This window comes from Plasticicumulans lactativorans (assembly GCF_004341245.1).
Taxonomy (GTDB): Bacteria; Pseudomonadota; Gammaproteobacteria; order Competibacterales; family Competibacteraceae; genus Plasticicumulans_A; species Plasticicumulans_A lactativorans.
Genome location: NZ_SLWY01000011.1, coordinates 187,024 through 204,340, shown reverse-complemented (window position 1 = coordinate 204,340; position 17,317 = coordinate 187,024). Strand labels below are relative to the sequence as shown.

The window sequence follows — 17,317 nt, the reverse complement described above, 5'->3', positions numbered from 1 at the left end:
GCCAGGCACCCATTGCCCCGAACGCCCTCGCCCTCACCCGGCCAGGGCGTTCGGCTTTTCAGGGCACCCGCAACCCCCCGCCGCCTCGCCCCCGCCGCTTCCTCAGCCGGACAGCGTGCGGGCGTTCCTGGGGTTGCGGAAGATCAGTGGCTTCTCGGATGGCGTCGAAGCGGCCGCTTCGATGGCGGCGAGCACCCGCCCGTGATGCGGCGACTTGTCGCAGACGGGATCGGCCTGGCTCGCATCGCCGGTGAGCAGGTAGGCCTGGCAGCGACAGCCGCCGAAATCCCGCTCCTTCTCGTCGCAGGAGCGGCACGGCTCGCGCATCCACTCGAAGCCGCGAAAGCGGTTGAAGCCCGGCGATTCGTTCCAGATCCAGTCGATGCCGTGCTCGCGCACGTTGGGGAAGGAGAGCCCCGGCAGGCTGCGCGCCGAGTGGCAGGGCAGGGCGGTGCCATCCGGGGCGATGGTCAGGAAGATGCTGCCCCAGCCGTTCATGCAGGCCTTGGGTCGCGTTTCGTAATAGTCGGGGACGACGTAGTAGATCTTCATGCGCCCCTGCAGGCGTGCCTGCCAGGCGTGGGCGACGGCCTCGCCGCGGGCCAGTTGCTCGCGGCTCGGCATCAGACGGTCGCGGTTCACCCAGGCCCAGCCGTAATACTGCGCGGTGGCGAGTTCGACGTAATCGGCCTGCAGTTCGGCGGCGAGCGCGAGCACCGCGTCCATGTCGTCGATGTTGTCGCGGTGCAGGACGAAGCACAGCACCATCGGGTAGCCGGCGGCCTTGACGGCGCGGGCGATGTCGAGCTTGTGCTGGAACGCGCGGGTGCCGGCGAGGTGGTCGTTCAGTTCGGCCCCGCTGGCCTGGAAGCTCACCTGGATGTGATCGAGCCCGGCCGCGCGCAGGCGCCCGATGCGTTCGGCGTCGAGGCCGATGCCCGAGGTGATCAGGTTGCTGTAGTAGCCGAGGCGACGGGCCTCGGCCACCAGCACTTCGAGATCGGGACGGGTGGCCGGCTCGCCTCCCGACAGGCCGAGCTGGGCCGCCCCGAGTGCACGCGCCTCGCGCAGCACGCGCAGCCAGGTGGCGGTATCGAGTTCGTCCTTGATCTGCCCGTAGTCGAGCGGGTTCGAGCAGTACGGGCACTGCAGCGGGCAGGCATAGGTGAGCTCGGCGAGCAGCCAGAGCGGTCTAGACGGTGCGCAGCCAGCCACGCTCATGGGCAACCTCCAGGAAGCGGTGGACATCGTCGGCGAGTTCGACACCCGGGAACCGTGCCTGCAGCGCGGCGAGGATGCCTGCGGCGTCGCGACTGCCGTCGCAGTGTTCGAGGATGGCGGCGGCCGGGGCATTGAGCTTGACCATGCCCTCGGGGTAGAGCAGCACATGGCAGTCCTGCGCGGGTTCCCACTGGAAGCGGTAGCCGGGGGCGAGGCGGACCGTGCCGCTCATGGCGCTGGCTCCGTGCAGCCGTGGAACGGTGGGCAGCCGTCGATGTAGGCCGTCCACATCGCATCGCACATGCACCACAGCACTTCGAGCTTGAAGCGCACGATCGCGAGCGCGCGCTGCTGCTCGGCGCGGCTGCGGAAATGCGCGAGCGTGACCGCCAGGCCGTGCTGGACGTCGCGGTGGGCTTCCGTCAGCCGGTTGCGGAAGTACTGCAGGCCGTCGGCCTCGATCCACGGGTAGCGATCGGGCCATCCGGCGAGGCGCTGGCGATGGATGGTCGGCGCGAACAGTTCGGTCAGCGAGGAGCACACGGCGTCCTGCCACGGCGCGGTGCGCACGAAGTTGACGTAGGCGTCGACCGCGAAGCGCACCCCCGGCAGCACCATGCGCTGCGATTCGAGGGTGCTGCGGTCGAGGCCGCAGGCGATGCCGAGCCGGGTCCAGGCTTCGATGCCGCCTTCCTGGTCGGCGTTGCCGTCGTGGTCGACGATGCGCTGCAGCCAGCGGCGGCGCGTGTCGCGGTCGGGGCAGTTGGCGAGCAGCGCGGCATCCTTGCGCGGGATGCTGATCTGGTAGTAGTAGCGGTTCGCCACCCAGCCCTGGATCTGTTCGCGGCTCAGCGTCCCTTCGTGCATGCGCACGTGGTAGGGGTGGTGGATGTGGTAGAGGCTGCCGAGACCGCGCAGGCGCGCCTCGAACTCCTCGGGGGACCAGGCCGGTTCAGTCATAGCGTGATGTCCATGCCGTCGTGGGCGACCTCGATCCCGGCGGCGCGCAACTGCGCCCGTTCGGGGCCGTCCTCGACCAGGATCGGGTTGGTGTTGTTGATGTGGATCAGCACTTTGCGGGCGCGGTAGCGGGCGAGCGCGGCGATCATGCCGTCGGGCCCGGACTGCGGCAGGTGCCCCATCTCGCGGGCGCGCTTGGGCGCGATCCCGAGCCGGATCATCTCGTCATCGCTCCAGAAGGTGCCGTCGACCAGCAGGCAGTCGGCGGTTTCCAGGTACGGCTGCAGGTGCGGTTCGATCGCCGCGAGTCCCGGTGCGTAGAACAGGCGCCCGCCGCTGCGGGTGTCCTCGACCAGCACGCCGATGTTGTCGCCGGGGTGGGGATCGTGCCGGTGCGGCGAGTAGGGCGGCGCCTTGCTGGCGAGGGCGATGCTGCGGAACACGAGCCCCTCGGCACCGGGAACGGTGAAGCGGCCGCCGTCGATCGGCAGCGGGTGCCATGCGGTGCCGCAGTAGTGTTCGAGCACCGTCAGGACCGGCAGGCCGCTGCTCAGGTCGGCGTGCACCGGGGCGGTGGCGTACACCGGCAGGCGTGTCCCCTCGCGCAGCATCAGCAGGCCGGTGGCGTGGTCGATCTGGCTGTCGATCAGCACCACGGCACAGATGCCGGTGTCGCGGATGGCGCGGTTCGGCTGCAGCGGCGGGAAGGCCGCGAGCTGCGCCCGGATGTCGGGGGAGGCGTTGAACAGCACCCAGTTTTCCCCGTCGGCGCTGAGCACGATCGAGGACTGCGTGCGTGCGCGCGCCGCGAGCCTGCCTGCGCGCAGCCCGGCGCAGTTGGGGCAGTTGCAGTTCCATTGCGGAAAGCCGCCACCGGCGGCCGAACCGAGAACGTGTACGTACATGCCAGCCCTGCCGCGCCAGTGTCCGGGCAAGAGGCCGGCCCGCGCGGGGCGGGCCGGAAGGAGGTCGCCTTTGGGGCGAGGAGTTCAGCGATTGGCGATGTACATCGTCACTTCGAAGCCGAAGCGCAGTTCGGTGAAAGCGGGTGTGGTCCACTGCATGGTGTCGTCCTCCGGTGGGTGGATAGGGCATCGGTGTTCCGGCCTGCGGGCCGTATCCGAACCATAGCAGCGGGCATGCCAATCAACAGGGTATCGCTGGCTGGATGATTAATGCCTTTGTTTCAATGGCTTGATTTTGAAGCCAGCGCTTCGCACGCGCTGTACGGCGTGTGCGAAGCGGGACAGAGTGTCACGTCATGCGACAGGGAGAAGGTGACGGCCGCCGCGCGGGACGAACACCTGCCGGCCGGCAGCGGGGGCGACCGGACACGTCGGTGCCCGGTCAGGCATCGCCGGGACGAGCTGCCCGTCAGCCCAGCGTGGGAGGCGTGATGCCGTGCTTGTGCAGCTTGCGGTACAGCGTGTTGCGGCTCACGCCCAGATCGCGTGCGGTGTTCGACATGTTCCAGCGATGCCGCTCCAGTTCGGCGAGCAGGGCGCTCTTCTCGGCATCGAGCAGGCAGCGGCGCGGATCGGCGTGCGGCGGCGTGGGGGAAGCCTCCGGCGCCGGTTCGAAGACCATCGCCGGCCGCACCGCCGCAGCGGCCGGGCCGCGGCGCAGTTCGGCGGGCAGGTCCTCGGCACGCACCACGCCGTCCTCGCAGAGCGCCACCGCCGTGCGCAGCACGTTGCGCAACTGGCGGATGTTGCCCGGCCACGGATAGGCGGTGAGCAGGGCGAGCGCCTCGGGGGCGATGTGCAGGGCCTGGCCTTCGCTCTCGGCGCTGAGGACGCGCTGGATCACGTCCTCCAGGTCCGCGCGTTCGCGCAGGGCCGGCAGCGTCAACACCAGGCCGTTCAGGCGGTAATACAGATCCTCGCGGAAGGTCCCGCTGGCGACCAGTTCGTCCAGGTTGCGGTGCGTCGCGCTGATGACCTTGATGTCGACCGGAATCGGCGTTTCGGCGCCGAGCGGCAGGATCTCGCGCTCTTCCAGCACGCGCAGCAGGCGCGTCTGCAGTTGCGGCGGCATGTCGCCGATCTCGTCGAGGAACAGCGTGCCGCCGTGGGCCTGCAGGATCTTGCCGCGCATGCCTTCGCGGCGCGCGCCGGTGAAGGCGCCGGCCTTGTAGCCGAACAGCTCGCTTTCGATCAGGCTCTCGGGGATCGCCGCGCAGTTGACCGCGACGAAGGGTTTGGTCGCCCGCTTGCTGACGGCATGCACGGCCTTGGCGAAAGCCTCCTTGCCGGTGCCGGTCTCGCCGTGCAGCAGGAGGGTGATGTTGCGGTCGACGACCTTCTCGGCGCAGCGCACGTTGTGCGCCATCAGCGGATCACGGCCGCGCAGCCCGGCGAGATCCATGCGCGCACGCTCCAGCGGCGTCGTCGAACCGCGCTCCGCCGGTGCCTGCAACAGGGCGTGGCGCAGTGCGGTTGCCGGCAGTTCGCGCCCACGCAGCATCGCGAAGAACTGCTGGCCGCGCCGGCCGCGCAGCGGCCAGACGGTGTTGGGGTGCTGGCTGGCGCGGCCGAGCAGCGTGTCGAAGTCGACGTCGAACAGTTCGGAGACGGTGCGCGCCGTGGCGGCGTCCTGCGCGGCAAGGCCGAGCTGGCCGAGTGCGCTCTGGTTGGCGGCGAGCACGCGACCGGCGCCGTCGAAGGCGAGCATGCCCTCGCTCAACTGGCCGACGAATTCCGGCCGGTTGTGGAAGCGCAGCACCCATTCGCCGCGGAACTGGCGCAGGAACACGCAGTTCTCGATCAGTTTCGCCGACATCGTCGCCATCGCCAGGGCGTGGAACTGGCTCTGCTTGGAGTCGCGCGAGTTCACGCTGGAGGCGTCGAGCACACCGAGCATCTGTCCGTTCGGCGCGAAGATCGGCGCCGCCGCGCACGACAGGCCGGTGTGGTGGCTCAGGAAGTGCTCGGCGCGGTGGATCGCCACCGGCCGGCGCTCGATCACGCAGGTGCCGATGCCGTTGGTGCCTTCGTGTTCCTCGTCCCAGTGGGCGCCCTGCCACAGGCCGGCACGCCGGAACAGCCGCGACATGCCGGGCGAGGTCACGCAGTTGAGGATCACGCCTTCGGCATCGGTGAGGATGATGGCGCTGCCGGAACTCGCGATCTGCTGATGGAGGTTGTCCATCTCGACCTGGGCGATCTCGAGCATGTCGCGCACGCGCTCGCGATGATCCTCGAACTGCGCCCGCTCCAGCACCAGCGGGTCGCGGCGCATGACCGGATCGAGTCCGTAATCGCCGAGACAGCGGCTCCAGGAGCGTGTGACGGTGGCATCGAGTTCGTCGCGGACGCCGGCACTGCTGCCGCGTGCCATCGCCAGCACTCGCGCCGCGTGCTGCGCGGCAGCTCGTTCGGCCATGTTTCCTCCTCGTCCCCGCATGCGGCGCGTGACCTTGGCCCGCCCGCTCTATGTATGTATGTCGAAAACCGCGCAAATTCGCAGTTCGCGCTTCATCGAGTGTAATGGCTCGCCCAGCCGGGTGAAACGCTTTACCCGCTGCGATCGCCGCGGTCGGTGGCACAACCCTGCAACGGGCTGTGCGATTCCTGTCACACCGCCACCCGGGCGCGACCGTTCGCATCATGGTACAGGCTCGCCCAGCGTTGCGAACAATCATGAAAAATACATAAAAAATAATGATTTGATGATTGTGGCCTGTTCTTTGCTAAAAAGGCTGCTATCCACCGTCAGGAGAGGCAACACATGAACATCATCCGCTCGTCCATCGCCCTCGTGCTCGGCACCCTGGCCAGCGCCGCGGTACATGCACACGGCGACGTCGCCCCCCAGGCGGTCGATACCACCGGCCTCGAAGCGCTCGGCGACGACTGGCGTCCGGCCAACCCCTACCGCGGCAACACGGTGGCGATCCGCATCGGTGAATCGGCCTTCGCGCAGAACTGCGCGCGCTGCCACGGGCTGGGGGCGGTGTCGGGCGGCATCGCGCCCGACCTGCGCAAGCTCGAGCGCGGCGAGGCCGGCGACGAATGGTTCTCCGAACGCGTACGCAACGGCGCCGTGCGCAACGGCGCGGTGTACATGCCGAAGTTCGCGAAACCCGAAGGCCCGCTGAGCCAGGAGGCGCTGTGGGCGATCCGTTCCTGGCTCGACACGGTCGCCATCGACTAGCCGGAGCATCGCCCCGGCTGCAGGGCACGCGGCGCCAGGGGGCGGGAGGGGCATGTGGGCGCGGCGTTCGCGCCCGCCCACGGTATGCTGTGCGCCCGTTTCCCGGTCCCCCCGCACACCCGATGAGCGCCGATCTCTCCGCCCACACGCCGATGATGCAGCAGTACCTGCGCATGAAGGCCGAGCACCCGGACGTGCTGCTGTTCTACCGCATGGGCGACTTCTACGAACTGTTCTTCGACGACGCCAAGCGCGCCGCGCAGCTGCTCGACATCACGCTGACCGCGCGCGGCGCCTCGGCGGGCACGCCGATCCCGATGGCCGGGGTGCCCTATCACGCCGTCGAGAGCTACCTGGCCAAGCTCGTGCGCCTCGGGCAGAGCGTGGCGATCTGCGAGCAGATCGGCGATCCGGCGACGAGCAAGGGGCCGGTCGAGCGCAAGGTCGTGCGCATCGTCACGCCGGGCACGCTGACCGACGAGGCCCTGCTCGAGGAGCGTCGCGACAACCTGCTGCTGGCCGTGCACCGCATCGGTGACGCGCACGGCGTGGCGGCCCTCGACCTGCCCGGCGGACGCATCGTGCTGATGCAGCTCGACGGCGAGGACGCCCTGGTCGGCGAGCTGGAGCGCCTGCGTCCGGCCGAGGTGCTGCTGGCCGAGGACGCCGCCGTGCCGCGCGCGCTGGCGACGCACCCCGGGCTGCGGCGGCAGGCGCCCTGGCACTTCGAGGTCGACGCCGCCACGCGGGCGCTCAACGCGCAGTTCGGCACGCTGGGCCTCGCCGGCTTCGGCGCCGACGCCGTGCCGGTCGCGCTGGGGGCCGCCGGCTGCCTGCTGCAGTACGTGAAGGACACCCAGAAGACCGCGCTGCCGCACCTGAGCGCGCTCGTCGTCGAGCGTCGTGAGGATGCGGTGATCATCGACGCCGCGAGCCGGCGCAACCTCGAACTCGACGCGAGCCTGTCCGGACGCCCGGCGCATACGCTGCTGGGGGTGATGGACCGCGCGGTGACGGCCATGGGCAGCCGCCTGCTGCGCCGCTGGCTCAACCGTCCGCTGCGCGATCGCGAGGTGCTGGCGCGCCGGCGCCATGCCGTCGGCGAACTGCTCGCCGCGCAGGCCGCCGAGCCCCTGCGCGAGCTCCTGCGCGGTGTCCCCGACGTCGAGCGCATCCTGGCGCGGGTGGCGCTGCGCTCGGCGCGGCCGCGCGACCTCGCCGGCCTGCGCGGCGCGCTGGCGCGCCTGCCGTCGCTCGCCCCGGTGCTGGGCGGTGTCGACAGCCCGCGCCTGGCCGACTTGCTCGACCTGGCCGGGACGCACCCGGACACGTTCGAGCTGCTCGCGCGCGCGGTGGTCGAGTCACCCCCGCTGCTGCTGCGCGACGGCGGGGTGATCGCCACGGGCTTCGATGCCGAACTCGACGAACTGCGCCTGCTCGCCGAGCACGCCGACCAGTTCCTGGTGGAACTGGAGGCGCGCGAGCGCGCGCAGACCGGCCTCAACGTCAAGGTCGGCTACAACCGCGTGCACGGCTTCTACATCGAACTGCCGCGCGCGGCCGCCGATGCCGTGCCCGCGCATTACGTGCGCCGGCAGACGCTGAAGGGCGCCGAGCGCTACATCACGCCGGAGCTGAAGGCCTTCGAGGACAAGGTGCTGAGTGCGCGCGAACGCGCGCTGGCGCGCGAGAAGGCGCTGTACGACGAGCTGCTCGACGCGCTGATCGGGGTCCTGCCGGGCCTGCAGGCGAGCGCCGCCGCGCTCGCCGAACTCGACGTGCTGGCGACCTTCGCCGAACGCGCCGAGAGCCTCGCGCTGAGCCCGCCGGAGCTCGTCGACGAGCCCGGGCTCAGCATCGAGGGCGGGCGCCACCTGGTCGTGGAGCAGGTGATCGACGCCCCCTTCGTGCCGAACGACCTCGCCCTGGACGAGCGCCGCCGCATGCTGGTGATCACCGGGCCCAACATGGGCGGCAAGAGCACCTACATGCGCCAGACCGCGCTGATCGTCGTGCTCGCCTACATCGGCAGCTTCGTGCCGGCGCGGCGCGCGGTGCTCGGGCCGGTGGACCGCATCTTCACGCGCATCGGCGCGGCCGACGACCTGGCCTCGGGGCGCTCGACCTTCATGGTCGAGATGACCGAGACGGCCGACATCCTGCACAACGCGAGTGCCCGCAGCCTGGTGCTGATGGACGAGATCGGCCGCGGCACCAGCACCTTCGACGGGCTCGCGCTCGCCTGGGCGTGTGCCGAGCACCTGGCCGCGCAGTCGCGCGCCTTCACGCTGTTCGCCACGCACTACTTCGAGCTGACGCGCCTGCCCGACGAGCACCCGACGATCGCCAACGTCCACCTCGACGCGATCGAGCACGGCGAGCGCATCGTTTTCCTGCACGCGCTGCAGGACGGCCCCGCCGATCGCAGCTACGGCCTGCAGGTGGCGGCCCTCGCCGGCATTCCGAAACGCGTGGTGCAGGCCGCGCGGCGGCGCCTGCGCGAGCTGGAACGCAGCGCGGCGCGGCGTCCGGCCCTGCCCCCCGAGCCGGCCCCGCAGCTCGCGCTCGCCTTCGCGGCCCCCGACCCCCACGCCGTGCTCGACGCGCTGGCGGCGATCGAGCCCGATGCGCTCACGCCGCGCCAGGCGCTCGAGGCGCTGTATCGGCTGAAGGCGCTGGCGGGCTGAACCGGTACGTGCTCAGTCGTCCTCGACGCGCAGCCGGTCTTCGACCGCCGAGGCGAGCTGGCGGCCGTCGGACGCATACACGAACAGCGCCGCCACCTCGCCCGGGGGCGGCTGGTGCAGGCTGCGCCACTGCCGCGCGAGTCCGGCGACCTCGTTGCGGCGCCAGTCGAGGTCGCGCGCGCGCCACTCGGGGCTGACGATGATGCGCACGGCGTGCGGGATCGCCGTTTCGGCGCGGACGTCGAGGTAGCCGGTCCTGGCGGGAGGGCCGGCGAGCGCGAGCGTGTCACGGAATGCGCGCACGTCCCGCGCGAGCGCGGCGCTCTGCGCCGCCGCGCGTTCGTTTTCCGCGGCGGCCTCACGCACCGCCGCCCGCAGGCGCTCTTCCTCGCTGCGGGGTCCGGCGGCGACCGGTGCGCGTTCCGGGGCCACCGCCGCGCCCGCGGGTGGTGCGACCGGCCGTGGTGCGGCGGGCGGACGTCCGCCGGTCAACAGCAGGCCGCCGCCGACCGCGGCCAGGACCACCGCCGCCGGGATCGCGTAGGCGAGCGGCTTCGACGCCATGATCTGGCCCAGCAGCTGCGCGAGCACCAGCCACAGCGCGATGATGGCGAGCACGATGCCGGCGATGGAGAGCAACGCGGGCCCCCTTGGTGGGCGGCGGAGTCGACGGCAGAGGCTGCCACGGCCGCGGCTGTCAGAAAAGCGCAGCGGCGCCGGCCAGCCGACCGCGAGGCTCACCTGGCGTGCAGGCGCCCGTGACGGAACGCCCACGGCGGGACCGGGTCGGGCATGCCCCAGAGCCCGCGGCGGGAGGACTGCGCGCGAGCCTGCAGGGCCTCGCACTCCGCACTGGGCGGCATTCGCTGGCACCAGGCAGCGCCCTGCCGTACCAGCTCGAAGCCGACATCGAGCGAGCCGAGTCGCACGCGTGCGGTCGTCAGCCCCGAGGCTTCTCGCCTGACGTCTTCCAGCTGGATGTAGCGTCCGTAGACGAGGCTCGACAGCAGCATGCGGGCTTCGTGCCCGTAGGCCTGGGCCAGATCGGGCGCATCGATGTGCGCGAGGCGCACCGAGAGCCGGTCCGCGCCGGTTTCGACCGCGGCCGTATCGCCGTCGTAGACGTTGATCACGCGGCCGGCGTATTCGGCAGCGGTCGCCGGGGTCAGCGCGAGGCTCGCGACGAGCGCCACGAGGTGAATCATGAAACCTCCTGTTCATGCGCCGCGCGCACGCCTGCGCGAAAGGCGCGCGGCGGTGCGGCGGCGTGGGCATACGTTAACAGGTGTCATAAGCCGGCTGTTCGCACCCGCGGTGAAGGCTGCAGAAACAAAGCGTTGCAGGAGGCCGGGTCGGCGTGCCACGGGCCTCCGTTACCCTTGCGCGGCAATCTTTGGCTCATGGGGCAGGCAACGATATGGTCGGTTCGGGTGCACATCGACGGAGGGCGGCCATCGCTTTGGCGCTGACCCTGGCGTTCTCCAGCGTGGCGCTCGGCGCGCAGGAGGACGCGGCGCAGTTCTACGAGGATGCCGTGACGCGCTTCGATCAGGGCGATCTCGACGGCGCCGAGATCCAGCTCAAGAACGCGATGCAGCGCAGCCCGGAGTATCTCGCGGCGCAGATCCTGTTCGGGCGGGTACAACTCGCCAAGGGGCGCCCACGGGTGGCGGAGGAGGCTTTCGCCACCGCGGCCCGCCTCGGTGCCGATCGCTCGACCATCGACGTGCTGCGCGCGCGTACCCTGCTGCAGCTCGGCCGCTACCAGGTCGTGGTCGACGAACTGCGGCCGGACGGCCTGAATCCCGTCGCCGCGGCACAGTTGCAGGTGCTGCGCGGCCATGCCCTGCTCGAGCTGGGGCACGGTTTCGAGGCCGAGCAGGCGTTTACGGCCGCCCGCGCCCGCGCGCCGGCCCAGGCGGCCGCCGGGCTGGCCACCCTGCACCTGCGCCAGGGACGGCTCGACGCCGCCCGCACCGAGGCCGAGGCGGCGGTGGCGGCCGACGGCGATGACGCCGAGGCCTGGAACGCGCGCGCCGCGGTCGATCATGCCCTGCACAACGTCGACGCCGCGCTCGCCGACTACGCGCGCGTGCTGGCGCTCGATCCGCACAACGTGAATGCACGTCTGGCGCGCGTCGGACTGTTGCTCGACCTCGACCGCACCGACGGACTCGTGGCCGATCTCGATGTGCTGGCACGGGACGTTCCGCACGACCCGCGCGGCCTGCTGTTCCGCGCGATGTGGCTCGCCCGCGGCGGCAGGCTCGACGCCGCCCGCGCGCAGCTCGTCGACGCCGCGGCGCAGCTGAAGGCCATTCCCAACGATGTGCTCGACGTCTTTCCGCAGTTGCTGATGGTCTCCGGCATCGTTCACAGCGCCCTCGACGAGCGCGAGCGCGCGCGTGACGACCTCACCCGCTACCTGGTGCACGAAACCGACGATGTCGGCGCGCGCAAGCTGCTCGGTTCGGTGTACCTGCGCCTCGGCGAGCCCGGACAGGCCCTGTCGGTGCTCGAGGCCGCCCGGCAGGCGGCCCCCGATGATTGCCCGCTGCTGGCGCTGCTGGGCGCCGCGCACATGGCCAGGGGCAGCTACGCGGCGGCGACCCAGTTGTTCGAGCGGGCGGTGGAGCTGAGCGGACGCGCGCCCGACATGCTGGCGGAACTCGCCACCAGCCGCCTGCGCAGCGGGCAGTCCGCCAGCGCGCTCGACGAGTTGCAGGAAGCGTTCGCGGCCGCGCCGGGACAGGCCAGAGCCGGCCTCACCCTCGCGGTCATGTACCTGCGCCAGGGCCGGCCGGCCGACGCGGTGGCCGTCGCCGAACGGGTCGTCACTGCCGAACCCGCCAACCTGACCGCGCTCAACCTGCTGGGGCTGGCGCGGGTGCTCAGCGGTGACCGCGACGGCGCCCAGCGCGCCTTCTCGCAGGCGACCGGCATCGATCCGAAGTTCCTGCCGGCGCACCTCAACCTCGCCAAGCTCACCGCCGTGCGCGGGGATCTCACCGCTGCCCGCGCCCAGTTCGAAGCGCTGCTCGGGCCGTTTCCCGATAATGTCTCGGTGCTGTTCGAACTCGGGCGGCTGTCGGCGCTCGCGGGGCAGCGCGACGAGGCGCTGCGCTGGCTGGAGAAGGCGCGCGCCGTCGATGCGGTGGCACTGGCGCCGCGTCTCGCCCTGGTCGAACAGTATCTCGGGCAGGGTGATCCGGCGACCGCACTCGGCGTCGCCGAGGAAGCGCTGCAGCGCAACCCCGAGAACCTCACCGCGCTGGAAGCGGTCGGACGGGCACAGCTCGCCGTGGGGCGGACCTTGCAGGCCCAGGCGACCTTCCGTCGCATGGTGCTGCTCGCGGGGCTGGATGCGACGGCCTTGCTCAACGTCGCACGCCTGCAACGCGGTGCCGAGGCCATCGCCGATGCGGTGCTGACGCTGGAGCAGGCCGTGCGCCTCGTGCCGCAGCGCGGCGACATCGTCGGCGCCCTGGTGCAGGCCTACGTCGACGTCGGGCGCTTCGACGACGCTGCCGCACGCATCGAGGACGTACGCCGCGCGCAGCCCGACTCGGCGGTCGCGCTGCAGCTCGCCGGCAAGGTCGCGAGCGGGCGCAAGGACTTCGCCGCCGCCGCCACCGCCTACCGTGAGGCGCTGAAGCGCCGGCCTTCGCGGGAACTCGCGCTGTCCGCGTTCGGGGCCTTGCTGAACGCCCAGCGGCCGGACGAGGCCTTCGTGCTGCTCGAAACCTGGACCCGCGAGCATCCGCAGGATCTCGAAGCGCTCGCCGCGCTCGGTGAGGCACGGCTGCAACGCCGGGAATGGCGCGAGGCCTACCCCGTCTATGGTCGACTGATCGAGCAGCGGCCGAACGATCCCGCGCTGCTCAACAACGTGGCCTACCTGCTGGCGCAGTTCGGAGAGCCCGCCGCGCGCGACTACGCGGCGCGCGCGGCCGAGCTCGCGCCCGACGATGCGGCGATCCGCGACACCTACGGCTGGGTCCTGGTGCGTCAGGGCGACTACGCGCAGGGCCTGCAGCAGCTTCGCGAGGCCGAGTCGCGCGCGGCCGGCAACCCCGAGGTGCACTATCACATCGGCTACGCGCTGTGGCAGGCCGGGCGATCGGCGGAGGCGCGCCGGGCGCTCGAGCGGGCGCTGCCGCCGGGGGCGGACTATGCCGGGGCCGACGAGGCGCGGCGCCTGCTCGAAGACCTGCGCCGTGCCGTCAACTGAACGTGAGCCTGAGCGGCAGGCACGGTACAGCGAGCGCCGCCGTCGAGCGGAGGGTGGGGACGGTGCGCTGAATCGGGGCGTGATGGCGCTGGGGGCCGCCGCGTCCCCGACATGAAAAGGCCCGCTTGCGCGGGCCTTTCGTTTCGCGGCGGGGCGCGCTCGTGCTCAGGCGTTGTACAGCGCCGAGGCGAAGTCCCAGTTGACCAGGTTCCAGAAGGCTTCCACGTACTTCGGGCGGGCGTTGCGGTAGTCGATGTAGTAGGCGTGCTCCCAGACGTCGCAGGTCAGCAGCGCCTTCTTGCCCGAGGTCATCGGCGTGCCGGCGCCGGTGGTGCTCATCAGCTCGACCGTGCCGTCGGGGTTCTTGACCAGCCAGCCCCAGCCCGAGCCGAAGGTGCCGACGGCGACCTTGGTGAACTCGTCCTTGAACGCGGCGAAGGAGCCGAACTTGGCGTTGATCGCATCGGCCAGCGCGCCGCTGGGCTCGCCGCCGCCGTTCGGCGACAGGCAGTTCCAGTAGAAGGTGTGGTTCCACACCTGCGCGGCGTTGTTGAACAGGCCGCCGGAGGACTTGAGCACGATCTCTTCGAGCGAGAGGTTCTCGAACTCGGTGCCCTTGATCAGGTTGTTGAGGTTGGTGACGTAGGTCTGGTGATGCTTGCCGTAGTGGTATTCCAGCGTCTCGGCCGAGATGTGCGGTTCGAGGGCGTTCTTCTCGTACGGGAGGGCGGGCAGCTCGTGGACCATGGCGTTCTCTCCTACTTCTTCAAGTCGACTGGACGGGCGGCGGAGCCGCGTCCGGGGGGCTAAGGTTGCCCGCGTCGGGCGCGGGTCATAACCTAGTTCGGCAGGCCGCGCGAGTCTATGCGGCAGCACCACGACAATGCAACGCGACGCCGGCAGGCGCCGCGGTGGCGTTCCACCTTCTTTTTTGCCGGTCACCGCGCGGTCGCGTTGCGCCGTGCGGGGCCGACGGCGCGGGAGCGAGCATGTGCGGAATCTGCGGTGAACTGCGTCTGGACGGCGGCGTGCCCGACCTCGCCCTGCTGGGGCGCATGATGGCGCGACTCGCGCGGCGCGGGCCCGACCACGCGGGCAGCTACACCGACGGGCCGCTCGCGTTCGGGCATCGCCGGCTGTCGGTGATCGACCTCTCGGATCGTTCCAACCAGCCGATGGTCGACGCCGAGCTCGGCCTGGTGCTGGTGTTCAACGGTGCCATCTACAACTACCGCGAACTGCGCGCCGAGCTGCAGGGCAAGGGTTATACCTTCTTCTCCGGCGGTGACACCGAGGTGATCCTCAAGGCCTATGCCGCGTGGGGCGAGGACTGCGTGTCGCACCTGCTCGGCATGTTCGCCTTCGCCATCTGGGATCTGCGGGCGCGCACGCTGTTCCTGGCGCGCGACCGCCTCGGCATCAAGCCGCTGTACTACAGCCGCACCGCGGCCGGCCTGCGCTTCGCCTCGAACAGCCAGGCGCTGCTGGAGGCGACCGACGTCGACACCGCGATCGACGCGGTGGCGCTGCACCACCAGCTCACGCTGCACGCCGTGGTGCCGGCGCCGCGCACCATCCTCACCGGCATCCGCAAGCTGGCGCCGGCGACCACGCTGACCATCGACGCCCAGGGGCACGAGCGCCCGCGCACCTACTGGCGCCTGCGCGCGGTGCGCCCGCCGGTGGCCAAGACCGAAGCCGAGTGGACCGAGGCCATCCACGCCGCGCTGCTGACCGCGGTGCGCCGGCGCATGGACGTGGCCGACGTGCCGGTGGGCGTGCTGCTGTCGGGCGGGCTCGACTCCAGCCTGCTGGTCGCGCTCCTCGCCGAGGCCGGCAAGGAGAACGTGCTGACCTTCTCGGTGGGCTTCGAGGACCAGCCCGAGGAGAAGGGCAGCGAGTTCGAGTACTCCGACCTGGTCGTCGAGCGCTACGGCACGCACCACCACAAGTACCTGATCCCCAACGGCGACGTGCTGAAGCGCCTGCCCGAGGCGGTGACCTGCATGGCCGAGCCGATGGTGGGCCAGGACGCCGTGGCCTTCTTCCTGCTGGCGGAGCGGGTGTCGAAGGAAGTGAAGGTGGTGCAGAGCGGGCAGGGGGCCGACGAGGTCTTCGGCGGCTATTTCTGGTACCCGCTGATGGATGCGGCCGGCGGCTCCGACCTGGAGCGCTTCCGCAACCATTACTTCGACCGCGATCACGACGAATTCCTCGAGACGGTGACGGCGCGCTACCGCGGCCCGGATTACACCGCCGAGCTGGTCACGCGGCTGCTCGCCGAACCCGATGCCGACGCCTACCTCGACAAGGTGCTGCGCATGGACACCACCACGCTGATCGTCGACGACCCGGTCAAGCGCGTGGACAACATGACGATGGCCTTCGGCCTGGAGGCGCGCGTGCCCTTCCTCGATCACGAACTGGTCGAGCTGGCGATGAGCGCGCCGCCCGCGCTCAAGGTGGGCGACGGTGGCAAGCGCGTGCTGAAGGCGATCGCCCGCGGGCGGGTGCCGGACGGCGTGATCGACCGCCCCAAGGGCTACTTCCCGGTGCCGGCGCTCAAGTACGTGCGCGGGCCCTTCCTCGACTTCATGCGCGACGTGCTGGATTCGCAGGCGGCGCGCGAGCGCGGCCTGTTCAAGCGCGCCTACCTCGAGCGGCTGCTGGCCGAGCCCGAGGCGCACCTCACGCGCATCAAGGGCAGCAAGCTCTGGCATGCGGCGCTGCTGGAACTCTGGCTGCAGCGCAACGTCGACAGTGTCAGGTCCGCCGGCTGAACGGCGCCCGGCGGGGCGCCGGCGGCGATGTCAGCGGCGCGATACGAGTGACCGAGTCGCGCGCTTGGTCATGGCGGCGCGCTGGCTTAGACTCGCGGCCCTGCCGCAAGCCCGCTTCCGACCAGGCCCCCACCCCCGAGGTACCCGACGATGGACGACGTTCTCCAGCGCATCGACCAGCAGGTCAAGAACAACCCCGTGCTCATCTACATGAAGGGCACGCCGCAGATGCCGCAGTGCGGCTTCTCGATGCGGGCCTCGCAGGCGCTCGCCGCCACCGGCGTGCCGTTCGCCTACGTGAACGTGCTGGAAGACATGGAGATCTTCCAGAACCTGCCGCGCTACGCCGACTGGCCGACCTTCCCGCAGATCTACATCGCCGGCGAGCTCGTCGGTGGCTGCGACATCACCCTCGAGCTCTACCAGAGCGGCGAGCTGCAGAAGCTCGTCGACACCGCGACCGCGGGGCAGGACACCGCCGGCTGAGCGCCGCGGCGTCTTTCCGCCCGCCCCGATGCCCGGCCCGCGCCGGGCATCGTCGTTTTCGCGGGGTGTGCGGCGCGGCGCTCAGGGGCGCCAGCGTTCGGGATGCGCCCAGAAGCGCGCGTTGAGCCAGTCAGGCACGGTCTTGTAGCGGGCGATCGCGAACTCGAACAGCGCCCACGGCCGGCCGGCGTCGTCGCGCAGGCGCGCGCGCAGCGTCAGCCCCAGCGCGAGCAGGTCGGTGTCCTGCCAGTGGCTCGCGTGGCCGGGCCAGTCCGCGCCGAGCGGCACGAGCACCACGCAGGCCGGGCAGAGCTGGTCGCGTACGCGCGCGAGCAGGGCCCTGGCCGTCGCGGCGTCGAGGTGTTCGAGCACGTGGCTGAGCACCGCGGCGTCGGCCCGCGCCAGCGCTGCCGGCGCGCGGGCGTCGCCGGCCAGCACCTGGCAGGCGGGGTGTCGCGCGGCGAAGTCGGCCGGCAGCGCGGTCGCCGGGTCGGGGTCGAGCACGAGCAGCGATGCCGGTGCGGTTTCGGCGAGCCAGGCGGCGAGGGCGGCGTGCTGGAGGTGGTCGGACATGGCGGGCACCGGAGGCTGCGGGGGCCGGACGGCGCAGGACGGGGGTAGCCGTAGCATCAACGGCGGCGGCGCGCCCTGACCCGGAAGGGTGCTTGGCAGCGTAGCGGATTGTGCGTGACACTGCCGGGCGTTTTGACGGCAAGGAGCGGGGTGCGGGATGCGAAGCGGACGTCGGGGCGGCAGCAGGGGCGCGCGGTGGTCTGCCGGCGCCAGCGTGACGCAGC

At 71.1% G+C, this 17,317-nt stretch carries 15 protein-coding genes; 5 read left to right on the top strand and 10 right to left on the bottom strand.

The features are described from left to right. Positions 1-102: 102 nt before the first annotated feature. The 6 genes from pqqE to EV699_RS11535 form a co-directional block, all read right to left on the bottom strand. A complete protein-coding gene (gene pqqE / locus EV699_RS11560) occupies positions 103-1,221 on the bottom strand; it encodes a pyrroloquinoline quinone biosynthesis protein PqqE (RefSeq protein ID WP_132542814.1) in 1,119 nt (372 codons plus the stop codon). Beyond that, entirely contained in the window at positions 1,193-1,453 is a 261-nt protein-coding gene (gene pqqD, locus EV699_RS11555; RefSeq protein WP_132542812.1) for a pyrroloquinoline quinone biosynthesis peptide chaperone PqqD, read from the bottom strand. The genes pqqE and pqqD overlap by 29 nt, the downstream gene beginning before the upstream one ends. Then, entirely contained in the window at positions 1,450-2,181 is a 732-nt protein-coding gene (pqqC, locus tag EV699_RS11550; protein WP_132542810.1) for a pyrroloquinoline-quinone synthase PqqC, read from the bottom strand. The genes pqqD and pqqC overlap by 4 nt, the downstream gene beginning before the upstream one ends. Continuing rightward, positions 2,178-3,086 carry a pyrroloquinoline quinone biosynthesis protein PqqB gene (gene pqqB, locus EV699_RS11545; RefSeq protein ID WP_132542808.1) on the bottom strand — a complete coding sequence of 303 codons (909 nt, stop codon included), beginning with the start codon at positions 3,084-3,086 and terminating at the stop codon, positions 2,178-2,180. Before pqqB ends, pqqC begins: the two co-directional genes overlap by 4 nt. Positions 3,087-3,170: 84 nt before the next feature. Continuing rightward, on the bottom strand, positions 3,171-3,245 hold the full coding sequence (gene pqqA, locus EV699_RS11540; RefSeq protein WP_132542836.1) for a pyrroloquinoline quinone precursor peptide PqqA: 75 nt from the start codon (positions 3,243-3,245) through the stop codon (positions 3,171-3,173). 310 nt (positions 3,246-3,555) lie between these two features. Further along, complete coding sequence (locus EV699_RS11535) at positions 3,556-5,565, bottom strand: sigma-54-dependent Fis family transcriptional regulator (protein WP_132542806.1); 2,010 nt, start codon at positions 5,563-5,565, stop codon at positions 3,556-3,558. Between the two features lie 345 nt (positions 5,566-5,910). Here EV699_RS11535 and pedF point away from each other — a divergent pair, with 345 nt between their 5' ends. Beyond that, entirely contained in the window at positions 5,911-6,336 is a 426-nt protein-coding gene (gene pedF, locus EV699_RS11530) for a cytochrome c-550 PedF (protein WP_132542804.1), read from the top strand. A 122-nt stretch (positions 6,337-6,458) separates the two neighbouring features. Beyond that, positions 6,459-9,023: a DNA mismatch repair protein MutS gene (gene mutS / locus EV699_RS11525; RefSeq protein ID WP_132542802.1), complete on the top strand. Its 2,565-nt coding sequence runs from the start codon at positions 6,459-6,461 to the stop codon at positions 9,021-9,023. Between the two features lie 12 nt (positions 9,024-9,035). Here mutS and EV699_RS11520 read toward each other — a convergent pair whose 3' ends face one another. Together EV699_RS11520 and EV699_RS11515 are read right to left on the bottom strand one after the other, a co-directional pair. Continuing rightward, complete coding sequence (locus tag EV699_RS11520; RefSeq protein WP_132542800.1) at positions 9,036-9,662, bottom strand: hypothetical protein; 627 nt, start codon at positions 9,660-9,662, stop codon at positions 9,036-9,038. 98 nt (positions 9,663-9,760) lie between these two features. Beyond that, positions 9,761-10,228, bottom strand: a complete 468-nt coding sequence (locus EV699_RS11515; protein ID WP_132542798.1) for a thermonuclease family protein — start codon at positions 10,226-10,228, stop codon at positions 9,761-9,763. Positions 10,229-10,482: 254 nt separating this feature from the next. Here EV699_RS11515 and prsT point away from each other — a divergent pair, with 254 nt between their 5' ends. After that, positions 10,483-13,254, top strand: a complete 2,772-nt coding sequence (prsT, locus tag EV699_RS11510; protein WP_165904108.1) for an XrtA/PEP-CTERM system TPR-repeat protein PrsT — start codon at positions 10,483-10,485, stop codon at positions 13,252-13,254. Between the two features lie 165 nt (positions 13,255-13,419). On the opposite strand, the gene EV699_RS11505 is transcribed toward prsT, so the two are convergent. Then, entirely contained in the window at positions 13,420-14,001 is a 582-nt protein-coding gene (locus EV699_RS11505; protein ID WP_132542794.1) for a superoxide dismutase, read from the bottom strand. A gap of 242 nt (positions 14,002-14,243) precedes the next feature. On the opposite strand from EV699_RS11505, the gene EV699_RS11500 reads away from it, so the two are divergent. Then, positions 14,244-16,034, top strand: coding sequence for an N-acetylglutaminylglutamine amidotransferase (locus tag EV699_RS11500; RefSeq protein ID WP_132542792.1), 1,791 nt, complete (start codon positions 14,244-14,246; stop codon positions 16,032-16,034). 150 nt (positions 16,035-16,184) lie between these two features. Next, the gene (gene grxD, locus EV699_RS11495; RefSeq protein WP_132542790.1) at positions 16,185-16,520 is read left to right on the top strand and encodes a Grx4 family monothiol glutaredoxin; all 336 of its coding nucleotides are present in this window, start codon (positions 16,185-16,187) and stop codon (positions 16,518-16,520) included. Between the two features lie 81 nt (positions 16,521-16,601). Here the strand turns inward: grxD and EV699_RS11490 are convergent, their stop codons facing one another. Next, positions 16,602-17,093 carry a DUF6231 family protein gene (locus EV699_RS11490; protein WP_132542788.1) on the bottom strand — a complete coding sequence of 164 codons (492 nt, stop codon included), beginning with the start codon at positions 17,091-17,093 and terminating at the stop codon, positions 16,602-16,604. Positions 17,094-17,317 lie beyond the last annotated feature (224 nt).